This window comes from Natronosalvus sp. KLKA75, from assembly GCF_059736265.1.
Map to the genome: position 1 here is coordinate 1931519 of NZ_CM185522.1, position 16674 is coordinate 1948192.

Here is a 16674-nt window from a genome sequence, read left to right on the forward strand (position 1 = left end):
TCGATGCCACGGGACGCACGCGATACGTCTTCGAGCAGTTACGGGTGGCAAGCCGGCACCGCCACTCGCGTCATTACGCCCGAGCAACCGATGTGGATGGCGGGCTTCGCAAAGCGCGACGACCCCGCCACGGGCGTCGAGCACGACCTCGAGGCGACGGCGCTCGCGCTCGAGGACGAGTCGGGAACGATCGCGGCCATCGTCTCCGCCGACGTATTGTTCGTCCCGAGAGCGATCCGGGACGCCGTCACGCACCGCTGTGAGGCGAAATACGGTATCGATCCCGATTCCATCGTGCTCGCGGCGACGCACACCCACTGCGGACCGGAATTCCGGGATTTCAAGGTGCGAATGTACGCCGACGACGTCGAGCGGTATCGAATGAACGCGGCCGACTATCGCGAGCGACTCGAGGACGAACTGGTCGCCGTGATCGGGGAGGCCCTCGACGGTCGAGCGCCAGTACGGATCAGCTACAGCCACGCCCGGTGTGGGTTCGCGATGAGTCGACGACTGCCGGTCGAGGACGGGATCGCCCACGAGCAAAACCCCGACGCGCCGGTCGATCACGAGGCTCCGGTTCTCGTCGTCGAACCCGACGACGGGCTCGATAGGACTGACAGAGGGGGCAACCCAACCGACGGAGCGACGCCCTCGGCCATCGTGTTCGGCTATGCGTGTCACACGACGACCCTCTCTTTCACGAAGTACTGCGGCGATTGGGCCGGGTTCGCCCGCCGATATCTCGAGGAGCGCTATTCGGGAGCCACCGTACTCTGTCTCCTGGGCTGTGCCGGCGACCAGAATCCGTATCCACGCGGTGACGTCGACTTAGCGAAACACCACGGCCGCACGATGGCCACGACCGTCCGCGCGGCGATCGAATCCCGGAGACGGCCGGTTCGAGGGCCGCTCAGAACCGGCTTCGAGAACTGTGAACTCGAGTTCGAGGACCCGCCGAGCAGGGACGAACTCGAGGCGATGCGGCGAGGCGACGTGCGACACCTACGCGTCCGCGCGGAGGCGCTCCTCGACGAACTCGACGAGACCGGCACGATTCGAACTGAACACCCGTATCCGATACAGGCGTTCGGCTTCGGCGGCGATCTCACGCTGGTAGCCCTCGGCGGCGAAGTTCTCGTCGAGTACGGGATTCAATTGAAGGATCGCCTCGAGGGACCGGTATGGGTAGCCGGGTACGCGAACGACGAGTTCACGTACGTGCCGACGGCCAGAGTGAGAGCCGAGGGTGGCTACGAGAGCGAGGGGGCGATCCGTCGGTCGACGTTTTCGGGGCCACTCGACCCGAACGCCGAGGATCGGATCCTACAGCACGCGCAGGCGCTAGGCGAGCGGGTAGGCGGCTCGAGAACGGTGCAATAGGTGCAATAGGTTCAATAGATGGAGACCGGCGCATCAGGTCCAGTGAGATAGACGGGGACGTCCACCGAGTTCGAATGGGCGAGTGCGTCGAGCCGCGAACACCGATCCGAATACCTCGACTCGAGGACGTCGGGCTACGGACACTGATCTGAGGACGTCAGTCCGAGGACGTCGACCCAACCGACCCAATGACTTTAGTCTCGAGCCCGACCAGTACCCATCGAACCCAGACGACACCATGCCAGCCGACACACCTTCCGACGACTATCCACTCCACCCCGAACGGATTCACGGGCAGCCATCGTCCGCCGCGGAGAGACAGCGGCGACGGGACTACCTCGAGGAACTGCGCCCCCTACTCGCGCCCCAGGCCGACGAGTACGGCTCCGACCCGCGCCTCTCTCACCGGGACGACAGCTGGCTTGCGTGGCAGGAACGAACGGGCGAACTTCCGCCCGACTTCGAGCGGTTGCCGGCACTCGCCGAGCTTCCCGACCCCCTCGTTCAGTACGGACTCGGAGGGGAACGCCAGGCCGAGGTCACGACCAGCGAGGAGTGGGAACAGCAACGTGAGCGATACAAACACCAGCTCGAGTACTGGCTCTACGGACGGATGCCCCCCGCGCCGGGAAACGTTCGGGCGAGCGAACTCGACTCTCGAACGGTAGAGGGAGCGACGATACGCGACGTCCGACTCGAATTCGGTCCGGACCACAACCTGACGCTCGACCTCGAACTCATGGTTCCGGACGGGACGGGGACGTTTCCGGTGTTCATGACCCAGTGGAACCACCGCAAGTGGGCGCTGCTCGCCCTCCAGCGGGGCTACGCGGCCGTCGTCTACGCGGCGGCCGACGCCCGGGACGACGCGGCCGACTACGGGGAGTACTACCCCGACTACGACTTCCAGTTGCTCGCTCGGCGGGCGTGGGCCGCCCATCGCGTCGTCGATTACCTCGAGATGGTGCCCGAGGCCGACGACGATCGAATCGCGATCACGGGCGCCTCGCGAAACGGCAAGCAGTCGCTGATCGCCGCGGCGTTCGACGAGCGAATCGACGCGGTCGCCCCCTGTAGCGCCGGGAGCGGCGCCGTCGTCCCGGCGCGGTTCGATAGAGACGACTGCTACGCCGGCGACATGTCGGTCCACGCGCGCCTTCGGCGCAGCTGGTTCCACCCGCGCTGGCGCTTCTTCGTGGGCCGGGAGAATCGCCTCCCCGTCGACGCCAACCACCTCGTCTCGCTCGTTGCGCCACGGGCCTGTCTGCTCCACACGGCGCTGAACGAGCGGACGACGAGCGCGTGGGCCGTCGCGCAGGTGTACCGATCCGCCAACTCCGTCTACGACCTCCTGGAGGGTGACGACCGACTCGCCCTGCAGTATCGCCAGGGTCGTCACGCCAGGACCACCCGAGACGTTCACCAGATCCTGGACTTCTTCGACGACGCGTTCGGACGCGGCGAGTACGACGATCCGACGCGGCTCTACCACGACTTTTCGTTCGAGGAGTGGCGTCGGACGGCTGCCGAGGACGTCGACGTCGGCGAATTCCCCGAGCGCGGGCTCGATGACCCCCTGGTAGACGACGACGGTAACCGGGCCGAGTCGATCGAGGAGTGGACCGATCGAAAACCGGCTGTCCGGGACCGTCTCCGCTGGAGCTTCGGCGAGCGACCGCCGCGCGCGTCGAACTCGCCGGCGTCCTCGCTCGAGGAGGCGGGTCGAGGCGGGAAACCGGACTACCTCGCGGACGTCATCGGTCGACCCGACCCGCCGGATGGCGTCGAGAAACGGTGGCTGTCACCGTCGCGCACCTACGGCGAACGCGTCGAGGGCGACCTCTACTATCCGCAATCGGCCGATAGTGACCGCCCGGACGAACAGTTGCCCGCCATCGTCTGGCTGCACCCCTACGCCTACAACACCGGCTACGGGGCGGGCGGACGCGGACAGGTCCCGATCGAGGGAGCCACCGACCGCGGGTTCGCGCTGTACGCGTACGACCAGCTTGGCTTCGGCACCCGGATCGAGGAGGGCGAGCACTTCTACGAGCGCCACCCGAACTGGTCGAAGATGGGCAAACTGGTCGACGACGCGCTGGCCGCCGTCGAGACGCTCTCGGGGCTCGAGTGCATCGACTCTGACCGGATCTTCGTCCTCGGATACTCCCTCGGCGCCACCGTCGGTCTGTACGCGGCGGCGCTCGACGAGCGCATCGCCGGCGTCGCCTCGGTCTGCGGGTTCGCGCCGTTTCGGACGAGCGATTCCGAAACCGAACGAGCGAACGCGGTGATCGGACGACTGTCTCAGATGCACGGGCTGCAACCCCGTCTCGGACTGTTCCGGGACGACCCCGAACGAGTCCCGTTCGGCTTCCACGAGGTGCTCGGACTGATCGCACCCCGACCGACGCTCGCGGTGGCCCCGTCGCTCGACTGGACCCACCCACAGGCGGACGTCCTTCGATGCGTCTCCGAAGCCCGGTCCGTCTACGACCTCTACGGGGTGCCCGAGGCCCTCGAGGTCCGCGCACCGGACGACCTGTTGAGCTTCGATTACCACGAGGCTCGTCTCGGCGGCGGGTCCGGGGAGTCACCCGAGGCGTTCTCCACGGACCGACGGGACGCCGTCTTCGACTGGATCGCCGACCAGGCCTGAACGTTCGCTCGAGCAAAGGTATATGGTCGAGCCGAAAAAACCGGTGGCCGATGGACGTCCGATCGCTCGAGAGCCGGTTCCGAATCGATCCCGAAACCGCTGGCCAGGGAAGCGAGGAAGTCAATGAGTGACGGTGGCTCGAGGGGCACGAGCGACGACCGCTCGAAGGACACGAGCGACGAAGGCGCGACCGTCGTGAGCGACGACCTGGAAACGGTGATCGACCCCGACCCCGGAACGGGTCCCGACCAATCCGGCGGTGACCGCTGGTCGATGGTCGTCGCCGGCGACTGCGCGCTCAATCGGGACGCCAGGCCGACCGCCGATCGAACGGTGTCGTCGCCCCTTCGGGAACGGATCGGCGCGGCCGACGTCTCGATCCTTAACGTCGAAGCCCCCATCGTCTCCGAGAAGGCGACGCCGATCGACAAGAGTGGGCCGTGCGTCGAGAACCCGGACGGGACGGCCGAAACGGTAGCGAACGTCGGCTTCGACGTCTGCACGCTCGCGAACAACCACGTCCGCGACTACGGACCCGAGGGCGTCGTGACGACGCTCGAGGCGCTTCACGACGCCAACCTCGCGACCGTGGGCGTTGGCTCGACGCCCGATGAAGCGTACGAATCGCTCGCGGTCGGGCCCGACGGGCCGGTCGCGGTCGTCAACGTCTGTGAACAGGAGTTCAACCTCGTCGACGAACGGGGCCACGGAGCGGCGTGGCTCTCCGATCGTCGCGCTCGAGAGGCCATCCGTGCGGCCGATCGCGAGTACGACTGCGTGATCGTCGTCGCCCACAGCGGCGTGGAGTACGTCCCGTTCCCGGCACCCCAACTACAGGGGCTCTTGCGGGAGTTCGTCGACATCGGGGCCGACCTCGTCGTCGGGCACCACCCGCACGTCCCCCAGGGCTGGGAACGGTACGACGACGGAGCGATCTTCTACAGCCTCGGTAACTTCCTGTTCGACAGCATGACCGACGAGGAGAACACCTCCTGGGGGCTCGTTCTGGAGGTCGAATTCGACGGGTCGACGCCGGTCGCCGTCGAACTCGTGCCGACCGAAACCGTCGACGGAGTCGTTCACCCGCTCGGGCTAACTCGAGATCGCGAGGACTACCTGTCGTACCTCCACCGTCTCGCCGAGATCACCACCGACGCGGCGACGCTCGAGGCCTACTGGCAAGAAATCGCCGTTCAGGTATTCTACGAACGGTACTCCAACTGGCTCCACACCGGCGTCGGGGCGAACCTCTCGCGTGCGCGGTCGGCGCCGAACGACCCGCGACTCCAGCGATCGATCTGGGATCCCGAAACCCGACGGGCGGAACTCTTCGTCCTGTTGAACGTCATCCGGGCGGAGTCCCACCGGTGGCTCACGACCACGGCGCTCGAGGTGCTCTCCGGCGAAGGGATCGACAGGCGGACCCCGGAGATCCGCGACGAAGCACAGCAGTTGCTGGCTCGAACCGCCCGCGAGTGAGGTCGCTCGAGCGGTCGAACGATACGGAACGATGTTGGCGGGTACGGATAACTGCATGCCAGTCATGTCGAGTCCATGAGATAGATTGTGGATTGATAATACGCTTCATTTTCAGAGCGAGACGATCCGTTCGAGGTCACCACTACCAACGACAATCGACTGATGAAACCCTCGTCGGCGCCTCCCAACGACCCGAAAGTAGTTCGATTTCTGGATGCGTCAAGCAGGATACAGTGGTCTGAATCGTACGTCCAAACCGACCGCCAGAATCCGTCCACAGGAGTCTATCCGTCCGTTACCGTATCTGATTGGTTACCCGTTCGACCTGGGGACCAGCGACACCCCCACTCGCCGATGACAGTCCCTGATTTAGCTGACGCCTCGCTTGCTTGAGACTCGAGTCGGAAAGGAACGATTCCCTCAGAATTCAGAGTAATAGTCGAAACTCGTAGAATCTACACATATTTCCGGGGGTCCGTTTTCGACGAGTTGAAACGGGCCCGTCGTCCTCGAGGGGACGCGTTGTCCGAGTGGTGACACCGGAAGAACGGCGTCAATCTCTTCGAGCTACATAGAGAGGCTCGAATCGATGGCGGGTCGTATGATTGCCTCGAACGACGAGCTTCACCGTTCCGTTCACCGTTCTAACCGACTGGACACTTACCCGATGTGTGGAATTTCTTCGACGCGATCGGGATCGCGATAGTGAATGCCACCGGTGGCCGCCGTTCCGATCAGCGAGAGGAGCGACGGCAGCGTCGTGCGCGTTCGAGTTCGATACTGATCGACCGACTTCGGTTCGACGACTTCGTAGATGATGCTCCCCCGGTCCTGTAATCCGTACGCCTTGTGTGCGACGCCGGGATACGCCGCCGTCGCCGGATACCGGCTGACGACGCGATCGAATCGGCTGAGGTGATCGTAGACCTGGACGCACATCTTTTTGGACAGTGCGAGCCCGTCCTCGGGAATCGGCTTTTCTCCCAGGACGGGCCACATCACCGAGTGCGTGACGGCTGCTCCGTCCTCGGTCGTTTTCTCGCCCTGTCCGTGGATGTCGACGAACAATTCGGGGTCGACGCGATCGACGGCCTCGGTTACTGCTCGCGCTTCTGGAACCGGATTCTCCGGGAACTGCTCCGGATGGTGTTTGTAGAGGCGACTCTCGGTCCAGTCGGGGAAGTGATACCGGTTCGGATCCCAGCCACGACCCTGGTAAGTCGTCGTGAAGATTCCCTCGTCAGTATCAGGATCCGGCGCGTCCGGATCGACGTTCCCCCGGAACTCGATCTCCGCCCCGTCCGGGTTCGCCCGCGGGACGACGTGAACGGTCACGTCGTCCAGGTGCGCCTTGGACTTGCCGCTCGCGAGGTAGTGCAAGAGCGCGACGAGGCTCGTCGAACCGGACGATTCGTTCCCATGTTGCTGTCCGACGAACAGAATGTCTGTGTCGCCGCGACCGACCGAGATCATGTCGATGTCTCGGCCCTGGTTCGACGTCCCGACCGTCGTCCTCGAGAACGGGCGTCCGGCCATCTCGAGGTGGTCGAGCACCCGCTGTAGTTCAGCGTAGGGTCGATGTTTTTCGTCGCGGGAGGTCGCGTCGGTGCCGAGCGGTGCGTCGCCGAATAAGCCGTCGTGGTGCGTTTCTGTCAATGGTTGAATTCGTGTCATTCGTGTGTTCTCGTTGTTGTTTTCGAACGGTCAGTCGGTGCGCTCCCAGGTGTGCGATAGCGGAATGCGCAACGGTGCGCCCATTTCGATCGTGTACTCGTAGCCGGCATCGGGGTTCGACGGGTCGACGTACCCCTCGACGGTCGTCGCGTCGCCGATATCGAGCGAGAGTTGATTGCCCCGGTAGCTCGTCGCGCCCTCGATTCGGTACGCTTCGACGCCTGTTCCCGTCTCGACGTGGAGCCACTCGCCGACGAGGTCGTCGGCGTCGTCGGGTCGGTGCTCCGACGTCAGTCGGACCTGAATCTCGTTCGTCCGCGACAGTTCGCGCGTGAAGTCCGCCACGCGACCTTCGAATGCGTCGGGTTGATCGCGAATCAGCGGCGGTCCATCGCGAGCGGGCGCCAGCATCGATCCGTCCTCGAGGAACGCCGACTCCGCGGTGCCCTCGCGCTCGGAGTAGACAGCCAGGAATCCGTCGAACCGGAACACGTCCCCGACCCGGCAGGTCGAATCGCCGGGTGCGTAGGCGACGTAGTCGGTACGGCCGTTCGTCAGCGTCACCTGGACGGCCCTCGCAACACCGTCGTCCGAGTGGGCCGGCACCGGTTCGATCGACTCGACGCTCCGCGATCCGCGGTAGGGTTCGATAACGGAGGTGAACGTGCTCTCGAGATTCGATCCCCGACGTCGGGCGAGAGCGTACCGGAGGCTCCAGGGGTTCCCGGTGTGACGCGGCGGCCGGCCGTCCGCGAGCGCGAGCTCGTTGACGTCGCCGACCATCGTCAGCCGGAGGTGGGCATCACCCTCGTCCTGGACGATTCCCGGCGTGTCCGTGACCTCCCAGTCGACACTGAATCGGTCCGCTGGGTCGTCGTCGCGGGCGACGGCGTCAAGGTAGTCGAAGCCGTTGCTGGCCGCGCTGTCGTAGTCGGATTCCTCGCCGTAGGCGGGCCGGGGAATGTCTGGTCCGGCGTAGGTTCCGCTGTCCTGAGCCTCGAGGTCGAGCCCGCTGGCCGTGGCCGACCCGGCCGCACCGTGGAAACTGAAGCGATGGTCGTCGCCACCGACGACCCGGAAGAAGTCGACCGCGTACGAGTGGTGGTCGTCGATTCGTACCATCGCAGTGGTTCGGCGGTACTGACTCGTCGTCGGGTACGCGTCCGCCGACTCGACGTCGGCGAGACGTACTCGTTCCGTCTCCCTGAAGTGGTGCGGGGACCCGCCCTCTGTTTCCGACTGCGGTGACTCGTCGACCACGACGGTGTTGTGACTGATCGTGTTCGACGTCCAGTGTTCGCCCCTGGGCCACGCCGGCGACTCACCAGGCGAGTCGGGGTCCGGCCAGAAACCGGTGTGCTCGGGGTAGCCCGGGGCCGGAGCGAGGTCGCCGCCGTAGGCGTGGACGTCCAGGTGTAACGCGTCTCGATACGACTGGTCAGATCCCTCGCCGTCCGGCGTCGACGCTCCGTACCGGAGGGCGAACGATCGCTGGGTGTTCCCGCGTTCCGCCTCGAGTTCCTCCTCGCGCTGGGCGCGCTCGTCGAGGAACTTGCACTCGATGACGCCCATCTTGTAGTTCGTGGCGGCAGGTCGCTTGCCGGTGTTCTCGAACGTGATTCGGTGCTCGCCCCTCGAGAGGTCAACCTCGTCGGCGAGCACGATGAACTCCTTCGCGCCCGTGACCTCGTCGTAGAAGTCGTACTCGGCGATCCGCTCTCCGTCGATCAGCACGTCGTAGGTGCCGTACCCCGACGACCTGAACGGCTTCAGGCTGAACTCGTAGGTTTCGGCGACCGGAATCGAGAACTGGAACGAGATCGACTGGCCCGCCGTGTTCGCCTCGAACTGGACCGTGCCGCTGTTGCTGTAGACGGTGTAGTCGGTCGTGTGCTCGAGGACGGTCATCGAGGGGAACTGATCGACGACGCGGTAGCCGCCGCGGATGTAGTGTTCGCCGTCCCGGAGCGCGGCGAACCCGGTTCCCGCCTGGTTCGTGCTCGTGAGTTCCAGCGGGCCATCGGCGTCGATCACCTCGCGCACTGCCTCCGCAGTGCCCGCCGGATCCGGGCTGAAGATGCTGCCGTGGAGGTCGTCGTAGCCGTACCCGTTCGCGAGGAACGCCCCCTTCGCGAACTGGCTGTCGCCGAACGACTCCAGGGCGGTCGTCATCGCTTCAGTCTCGATCGGCAGCCACGGCACGCCGGTTCGTCCCATCGCCCCGATACTGGGCAGGTACGCTTCGCGAAGCACCTGCGGGAGTCGGCCGGCAGCCGCCAGCTCGAGTTTCGGGTGGTCGGCCAGCGCCGAACCGTCGTCTCCCTCGTACTCCTCGAGGACGGCCGTCACTCGCTCGAGCGCCCGATACGCCCGTTCGGCGGCCGCTGGCGATCCCGGCACATTGCCGTCCCGATCGACGGCGTCGACCAGCTCGGCGCGCAGGTTGCCGCCGGTGACGCCCCACTCGCCCCAGTACGAGCCGTCGTCGCGGTGGGTTCGCTCGCCAGGTCGAAGGAGAAACTCGAGGATGTCGCCGGTGTAGCCCTCGGGGTCGTTCTGGACGGCGCCGGCCATCGCGAGGGCCGTTCGGTGACCGCCCGATGGCGAGTGAATCTGGTGGTTCCGTACGGCGGGTAGCACCGCCTGTACGACGTTCGATTCGACGTTCTCGCGGAGGTTGTCGGCCGTCCCTTTCGAGCCGATCTCGTACTCGGTCGCCCGCTCGTCCAGGAACGCCAGCAGTTCCTCGTCGTCCGTCGCGGGGAGAAACGCGTCGTACGCGCTCAGGAGGACGCGAATGGTGATCGTCTCCTGGACACATCCGCAGATTTTCCCCTGGCCGGTCCACTGGTGGACGCCGGCGTAGCCGTCGTCGTAGCGATGGGTAGACAGATCCATCTCGGAGTAGACGTCCGCGATCCGGTCCAGGAGGACGAGTCCGGCCCGCGCGTACTCCACGTCCTCGGTGAACAGGTACGCGTCGCGAAATGCCCGGAGCGCCTCGAGCAGTTGCTCCCAGCGGTAGACCCGATTGTAGTAGGCCACGAAGTGGTAGCGGGCGCCTTCGACGCCGAGGTAGCCGTCCTCGTCGACCCAGCCCGTGCCGTCGTCGACACCCCAGTCGTCGGGTTTGTCGGGCCGTCGCTCGTTGACGAGCAGCGAGTTGTCGGCCAGGTCCGGGTCGAAGACGCCGCGGTCGTCGCGGCCGCTCTCGCGGTAGGCCCCGAAGTCGTTCGTCGGGAACTCCCGGCCGCTCGAGGGTTCGACGACGGTCCACGGTTCGTCGGTCGCGAACGTCACGTCCTGGCGCTCGACGCCCGGGGTCGAGTCGATCAGTTCCCACGGCCGTCGCGTCGACTCGGCCTCGAACGGAACCTCGTCGAACGACTCGTAGACGCCCGCGTCGTTGAGCGGGCGATCTCCCTCGGCCGTCGCGGAGAGGGCCACGTTCCGAGGAACGGATTGCCCGGTAACGGCCTGCCACAGCCCGTCCAGCCCGCCGTAGGCCTCGAGGTACGCGGTCGCGGTTTCGACGGCCGACGCTCGCCGGTCGGCCGCCCAGGTGTAGTTCTGGACGTTCTCGAGCGCCGCGTTTCGCCGCTCCGGCGTGTACAGATTCGATCGGCGCTTCTCGGCCTGGATTGCGGTTGGCCCTGGGCCTTCGCCCCGCGTCGGTTCGGCCGACAGAAGCAAACCGAGAGAGAGCAGGCTCGTGGTCTGAAGAAATTCTCGACGGCCGTGCCCTCGGGAATCCGATATCGCGTCATTCGGACGATTCGTCCGCTCCTCACTGTTACTCATTATCAACCACACCACACCTTTCGAAGATTTCGTAATATAATTTTGGGTTACATTCTGTGAGGGTGATGAAAATCTCCTATGGGATTAATCTAACGAGCTCGTAAAACAACTACCGAATATTTTGGTTTATTTAGGCGTGATACGACACGCCACCGGACGGATGGGCGGTTACACACTTCGTGAGAGAGATGAACGCGTTCCGGCAACGTGAACGGACGCCCACCGTCAGGTACGGGGCGGCTAATCCGCTTCGTCCTCGAGAACCGACGAGCGATTCGATATCGGCACGGACGGAGGTCACCGCGGAGCCCCATCCGAACGAGGTCACCGCGGTGCTCCGTCCAATCGGATGCTCAGTCGTCGGTGGCGACCGATCGTCGCATACTCGAGAGCGTCGAGCCTCCGTACTTCTCCTCGTGTGACTCTACGGTTCGATCGGGGTCCGTTTCGTCACCCTCCTCGTCGAGGAAATCGGCCTGGATCAACGTCTCGACGGCCCGCTCGGCCGCGAGATCCGTCGCCTCAGCCACGAGGTCGGCGTGCGCCGACGGCGCCTCGGCGGCCGTCGTCTCCACCGTCGTCGAGAACTCCTCGAGCACGTCGTCCAGCTCGGCGTCGAGGTCGACGGTCGCGAACCGTTCCGTGACGAAGGCGGCTACCCGGTCGACGACAGTCTCCTCGTCGCCGGGAGCCTCGAGCACGCTCTCGAGCGTCCGATCCATCCCACCGGCGTCGGTCGAGGGGCCGGGATTCGCGTGAATCTGCGGGTCGAGACCGAGCCCTTCGTAGAGGTCCGTTATCGTCGGATCGTACGCTGTAATCCCGGCGTCGAGCCAGTGGGCGTCCGTCGCCTCGACCAGGTAGCCGGTGAAGGCGGTCAGCTGGCCGTCGCCGATTTGCCCACCGGGTGCGTGCAGCGAGTCGTCGATCGAGTCGACGACGTCCATCTCAAAGACGTCTCCCTCGTCGCCGTACGCCGGCGCAGCGACGAAGTTCCAGCCCTCCTGGAGGTGAGTTTTCTCGAGGTCGGAATCACGGTGACCCGGTGGCGTTCCGTCCGGCCCGACCGGCGGGTCGTCCGCTCGCTGGAAGTGGACCTCGGCGCGCACGCCTTCCACCGGCGTCACCCTGAACGCGTAGAGCGTGTCGACGTACTGCAGGTTCCCGTCGCCGGTGACCGACTTCCACTTGCCGGCGTCGTGGTTCCACATCTCGATTTCGCCGGCGAACTCGCCGTACCCGTCGACGCCGAGGACGTCGTAGATCGTCTGATCGGTCGGTCCCGGGAAGCCGATGGCGTACGAGCCACCCGGATCGAGGGACAGGTCTGTCGCGATTTCTGTCGGTTCGAGTGCGTCGACGTCGAGGGCTCCTGCATCCCCGGTACCCGACTCGAATTCCGCTGGCGGGACGGTCAGGTAGGGATCGTACGCGACGTCGCCGTCCACGATGGTGTCACCGTAGCTCCGATCACCGAGGTAGTTCTCGCGACAGTCGAACGGTCCCTCGGGTGCGTTCCACCCGTCGCCGGGCTCACCGCGGAACGGCAGATCGGTGGCAGAGAGGTCGTTGTACCGCGCCAGGACCGCGTCGGCGTCGAGGCCAAAGTAGCCGGGTCCAAGGTCGAGACCGGTCGCGGCCTCGACGTCGTTGAACGCGAACAGCGCCGTGTCGCCGAACTGCCGGAAGCCGATCCCGGCGTTTTCGATGGTGTTCCGTTCGACGGTGACCGCTGGCGGGTCGGTACCGAACCCGTACTCCGCGACGCGAATCCCCGTGTAGGAGTCGACGATGTGATTGTCCTCGATCTCGACGTTAACGCTGTCGACGTAGATGCCGTTGTTCCGATCGTCCGAATAGGGTTCCTCGTCGGGGCCGACGATTGTGTTGTTCGCGATGCGGCAGTCCTCACCGCCGTCGAAGGGACCGAAGAGCGCCACGCTGGCCTGGTCGCCGTCCTCGTGCTCGAGGTGGCAGTCGGTGACGGTGACGCGGGTCGCGCCGTTGACGATCACGCCGCCCTGGAACGAGTAGTCGGGGCTATCGGTCACGGTGACGTTCCGGATCGTCGCACCGTCGACGGTGCCGAAGAACCCGGAGTCGGTACCGACGCCGACGACCGTCCCGAACGCGGTGACGTCCTCGACGAGCACGTCGGTCGTCTCGCGGAGCTGGACGCCGAACGTCCCGGCCGCGGTCACGTTCCTGATCGTCACGTCGCGCGCGCCGTCACCGGCGAGCACTCCGGTGCCGATAGCGTTCTTCTCGTCCACCTCGCCGTCGATCACGTTCGCCTCGACGTTCTCGAGGGTGACGTCGTCGGCGCCGATGTGGATAATCCGCGGCCCTGGCAGGTCCCGTTCGTGGACGATCGAGGGCGTCGCACCGCCGACGCCCCGGATCGTGATTCCGGGCGTACCGACGTACAGACCGGTCTGGAAGCCGCGGTCCGGCGCGTCGACCTCGTAGACGCCGTCGGCGAGTTCGACGGTGTCGCCCTCGCGCACGAAGTCCACCGCCGCCTGCAGGTCGTCGACCTGCTCCGGGACACGAAGCGGCGACTCGTAGACGGTCGTCGGCCGGAACGTCGCCGCCGTCTCGATCGACTGACCGCGCTCGCCGAGCGTGACGAATCGGGTACTGATCGCGAATTCGCCGACCCGGTCGGACGTGTCGACCGTGATCTCGACCGTCCCGTCGAAGGCGTCGTACTCGAGCGGGTCGTCGAAGGCGACGCTCTCGCCATCGATTGAGAGCGAGAGGTCGCTCTCGTCGAGGAACTGGAGCCCGGTGACGCCAATTTCCAGTTCCTCGAGGTTCTCGACGGCGACCTCGAGTGAGACTGACTCACCGGGAGCCACCCGTTCGGCCGGCGCGGTGACGACGTCGATCGGCGGCGTCGTGGCGGCGTGAGCGACGAGATTGCCCAGCAGCGATTGTCCAGCGTCGGTGACGGCGTCTCGGTCGACGAACGTCCCGAGGCCGAGCGACGACGCGTGGACGACTCGAGAGAGGTCGTCGGTCGCGAGGCCGTCGCCCGTCTCCGTGGACGCGACGGCCGTCGAGGCTACCGTCGAGCCGGCGACGCCGCCGCTGTACCCCTCGAAGTAGCTGTGGAACCCGCTGTAGTACACGCCGATCCCGACCGAAACTGGCTCGGGTTCGGTGATGGTGATGCTCTCGCCTTCGGCGGCGATTCCCTCGAACACGGGGTGTGCTGCCGAAACGTCGTACTCGATCGGATACGCGATCGGATACGGTACCTGGGCGGCGACCTCGCTCGTCTCGCGCGGGTCGCCGGTGGCATCGGACACCTGGGAGACGGCGTCGCTCGCGTCGCCGAACTGGTCGAGATAGACCGTTCCGATTTCCGGCGCCGAGGCGACGTCGACGAAGTCGGCGACGAGGTCAGCGTCGTCGCCCAGGTTCTGCACGACGTAGCCCTCGTGTTCGCGGCTCTCGGCTGCGTCGAGGGCTTCCGCGGGCTCGAGACGGTCGAACCGGTATCGCGGGTGCATCGCTTCGGCGAGAATCGTCTCGAGGTCGGCCGCGTAGCCGCTCCCGGCGTCGACGATGCCGATCGGAACCGGCTCGTCGTAGACGAACGTCGGCCCCGTCGAGACGGTGACGGAGTCGCCGAGCCCTGCGAAGGTGTGCTCGAGCTCGAGGTTGCCGACGCCGTCGGATTCGGTCCCGACGGTGGTCGTGATCTCGTCCGAGCGGGCGGATTCGAAGTCGACGCGTTCGCCGAACGCGGCTGGCTCGCCGTCGACTTCGAGCCAGGCCTCGCCGACGTAGTCTCCGACCTGTTCGACGGTGACCGACTCGACGTGGGCGACGTTCGCCGTCACGTCGAACGACTCGCCGGCCTCGAGGCCCTCGGGCTGGCCGTCGACGACGGCGATTGCGAAGCTGTCACCGAGCGTGAAGTCGACTGGCTGAAAGCCGTCGTCGACCTCGACGGTGACGGTGTCGGCGGTGAAGCCGAACGCGTCGGCGGTCAGTTCGTACGCGCCGGGGATCGCCCGGACCTGGAACTCGCCGTCGGCGTTCGTCTCGACCGGGAACCCGTCGAGCGTGACGGTTGCTTCGTCGATGGGGGCGCCGTCGGAGTCGGTTACGGTCCCGGTGACGCCGCCATCAGCGGCGACGCGACCGACGGCGGCGAACGCGTCGACGATCCCGCGCCCGTACCGAATGTCGGGGTCGTCCGACTCGCCTTCGGGTTTCCAGGCAGTGGCGGCGAGGGCGCGTTTCACCCGCTCTGGCGTGGCTTCCTCGAGGGCCGCCGACCTGATGAGGCCGACGACGCCCGCGACGTGTGGCGACGCCATCGACGTCCCGGAGATGGCGTGGTACGGCCCGTCCGAATGGTCGACCGGGAACGCGCTGGTTACGTCCACACCCGGCGCCGACACGTCCGGGACGACGTACTCGTCCGGCCAGTCGTCCGGAGCGAGGTGACCCCAGGCGCTCTCCGTCGAGATCGATTCGCCGCTCGAGAACTCGGCGATCGCCTCGTCCTCGTTGGAGGCCCCGATGGCGAAGGCGTCGTAGACGTTGGCGGGCGACCCGGACGTTCCGACCCTGCTGTTGCCCGACGAAGAAACGACGACCGTGCCAGCTCGATCCGCGTTCCGCACCGGTTCGATCAGCTCGCCCACGTAGCCGTCGATCCCGAGGCTCATGTTGATCGTGTCGGCGTCTTCCTCGACCGCCCACTGCATGCCGCCAATAATCTGGGCGAACGACCCGCCCCCATTCGGGAGGACGAGTCCACCGAGCAACGTCGCGTCTGGAGCGACGCCGATTGCAGTGCCGGAATCGTTTCCACCCGCGACCGTTCCGCTCACGTGCGTGCCGTGATAGTGCGAATCGTGGGGCTCTGAATCGACTTGCTCGCCGTCGCCGTCGAACTCGGCGAAGTGCTCGGACTCGAGGTCGATGTCCGGGTGGGTCGGATCGACGCCAGTGTCGAGCACGGCGATCCGGGCGCCCTCGCCGCGCGCATCGTACGCGTCCCAGGCCGCGGGCGCGTCGATTTGCTCAAGGCCGTACGTCACGTCGCCCGTCTCCTGGTTGGTAGTTCCGGCGTCTGGTTCTGGGATTTCGTAGCGAAAGTTGGGGTGGACCTCCGAGACGCCATCCTGGGCGGTCACCTGCTCGAGGTCGACGACGCTGGTGTCGACCTCGAGGAGGAGCGCGTTCGCGAGCCAGAAGCGGTTTTTCACCGCGAGTCCGTCCGTTTCGTCGACGTACTCGACGATGGGGGCCTGGCTCTCCTCGGCCGTCGCCTTGAGTTCGTCGACGACGGACGCGGATGCGACGAGTGGAACGTCCACGTCCTCGGCACGGACGACGACTTCGGTCGTCTCGCCGGCGCTACCACTCGCCGTCGGGAAGAGCGCGAGTAGACCGGCGCCCGCCGTTCCCTGGAGGACCTGCCGGCGCGACACGACGGATGGCGATTCGTCTACTCCTTTGGGGGGACGCTCTGTCATCTGTTATCGACTGGTCTGGGAACCATACGAACCCCGCCTCACCCGAATATAGTAAAGAGACGTACAGTCGTCGTATTCTGAAAGTCGCCAAAAATAATATGTGTCTGGATGATGTATTTAGGCAATTATTTCCGGCTATAGGCGAGCCGATCCAGCATCGGGGGTGGGATGCGTATG

General features: G+C 65.8%; 6 protein-coding genes. 3 read left to right on the forward strand and 3 right to left on the reverse strand.

The genetic code is table 11. The features are described 5' to 3' along the window. The first annotated feature begins 3 nt into the window (after nucleotides 1-3). From AC6I65_RS09305 to AC6I65_RS09315, 3 genes are all read left to right on the forward strand, one after another. Nucleotides 4-1383 carry a neutral/alkaline non-lysosomal ceramidase N-terminal domain-containing protein gene (locus AC6I65_RS09305; RefSeq protein ID WP_497901634.1) on the forward strand — a complete coding sequence of 460 codons (1380 nt, stop codon included), beginning with the start codon at nucleotides 4-6 and terminating at the stop codon, nucleotides 1381-1383. 238 nt (nucleotides 1384-1621) lie between these two features. Beyond that, complete coding sequence (locus AC6I65_RS09310) at nucleotides 1622-4042, forward strand: alpha/beta hydrolase (protein ID WP_497901635.1); 2421 nt, start codon at nucleotides 1622-1624, stop codon at nucleotides 4040-4042. A 123-nt stretch (nucleotides 4043-4165) separates the two neighbouring features. Further along, nucleotides 4166-5521, forward strand: a complete 1356-nt coding sequence (locus AC6I65_RS09315; RefSeq protein ID WP_497901636.1) for a CapA family protein — start codon at nucleotides 4166-4168, stop codon at nucleotides 5519-5521. Nucleotides 5522-6181: 660 nt separating this feature from the next. Here the strand turns inward: AC6I65_RS09315 and AC6I65_RS09320 are convergent. From AC6I65_RS09320 to AC6I65_RS09330, 3 genes are all read right to left on the reverse strand, one after another. Further along, a complete protein-coding gene (locus tag AC6I65_RS09320) occupies nucleotides 6182-7195 on the reverse strand; it encodes a M14 family zinc carboxypeptidase (protein WP_497901637.1) in 1014 nt (337 codons plus the stop codon). A gap of 30 nt (nucleotides 7196-7225) precedes the next feature. Further along, complete coding sequence (locus AC6I65_RS09325) at nucleotides 7226-10888, reverse strand: carbohydrate-binding protein (protein ID WP_497901638.1); 3663 nt, start codon at nucleotides 10886-10888, stop codon at nucleotides 7226-7228. Between the two features lie 461 nt (nucleotides 10889-11349). After that, nucleotides 11350-16497: a S8 family serine peptidase gene (locus AC6I65_RS09330; protein WP_497901639.1), complete on the reverse strand. Its 5148-nt coding sequence runs from the start codon at nucleotides 16495-16497 to the stop codon at nucleotides 11350-11352. Nucleotides 16498-16674 lie beyond the last annotated feature (177 nt).

What these genes read in the sequence shown, in the direction of transcription:
- AC6I65_RS09305 (WP_497901634.1), top strand. Translation starts at nt 4, where the DNA reads ATGCCACGGGACGCACGCGATACGTCTTCGAGCAGTTACGGGTGGCAA.
- AC6I65_RS09320 (WP_497901637.1), bottom strand. Translation starts at nt 7,195, where the DNA reads ATGACACGAATTCAACCATTGACAGAAACGCACCACGACGGCTTATTC.
- AC6I65_RS09315 (WP_497901636.1), top strand. Translation starts at nt 4,166, where the DNA reads ATGAGTGACGGTGGCTCGAGGGGCACGAGCGACGACCGCTCGAAGGAC.
- AC6I65_RS09310 (WP_497901635.1), top strand. Translation starts at nt 1,622, where the DNA reads ATGCCAGCCGACACACCTTCCGACGACTATCCACTCCACCCCGAACGG.
- AC6I65_RS09330 (WP_497901639.1), bottom strand. Translation starts at nt 16,497, where the DNA reads ATGACAGAGCGTCCCCCCAAAGGAGTAGACGAATCGCCATCCGTCGTG.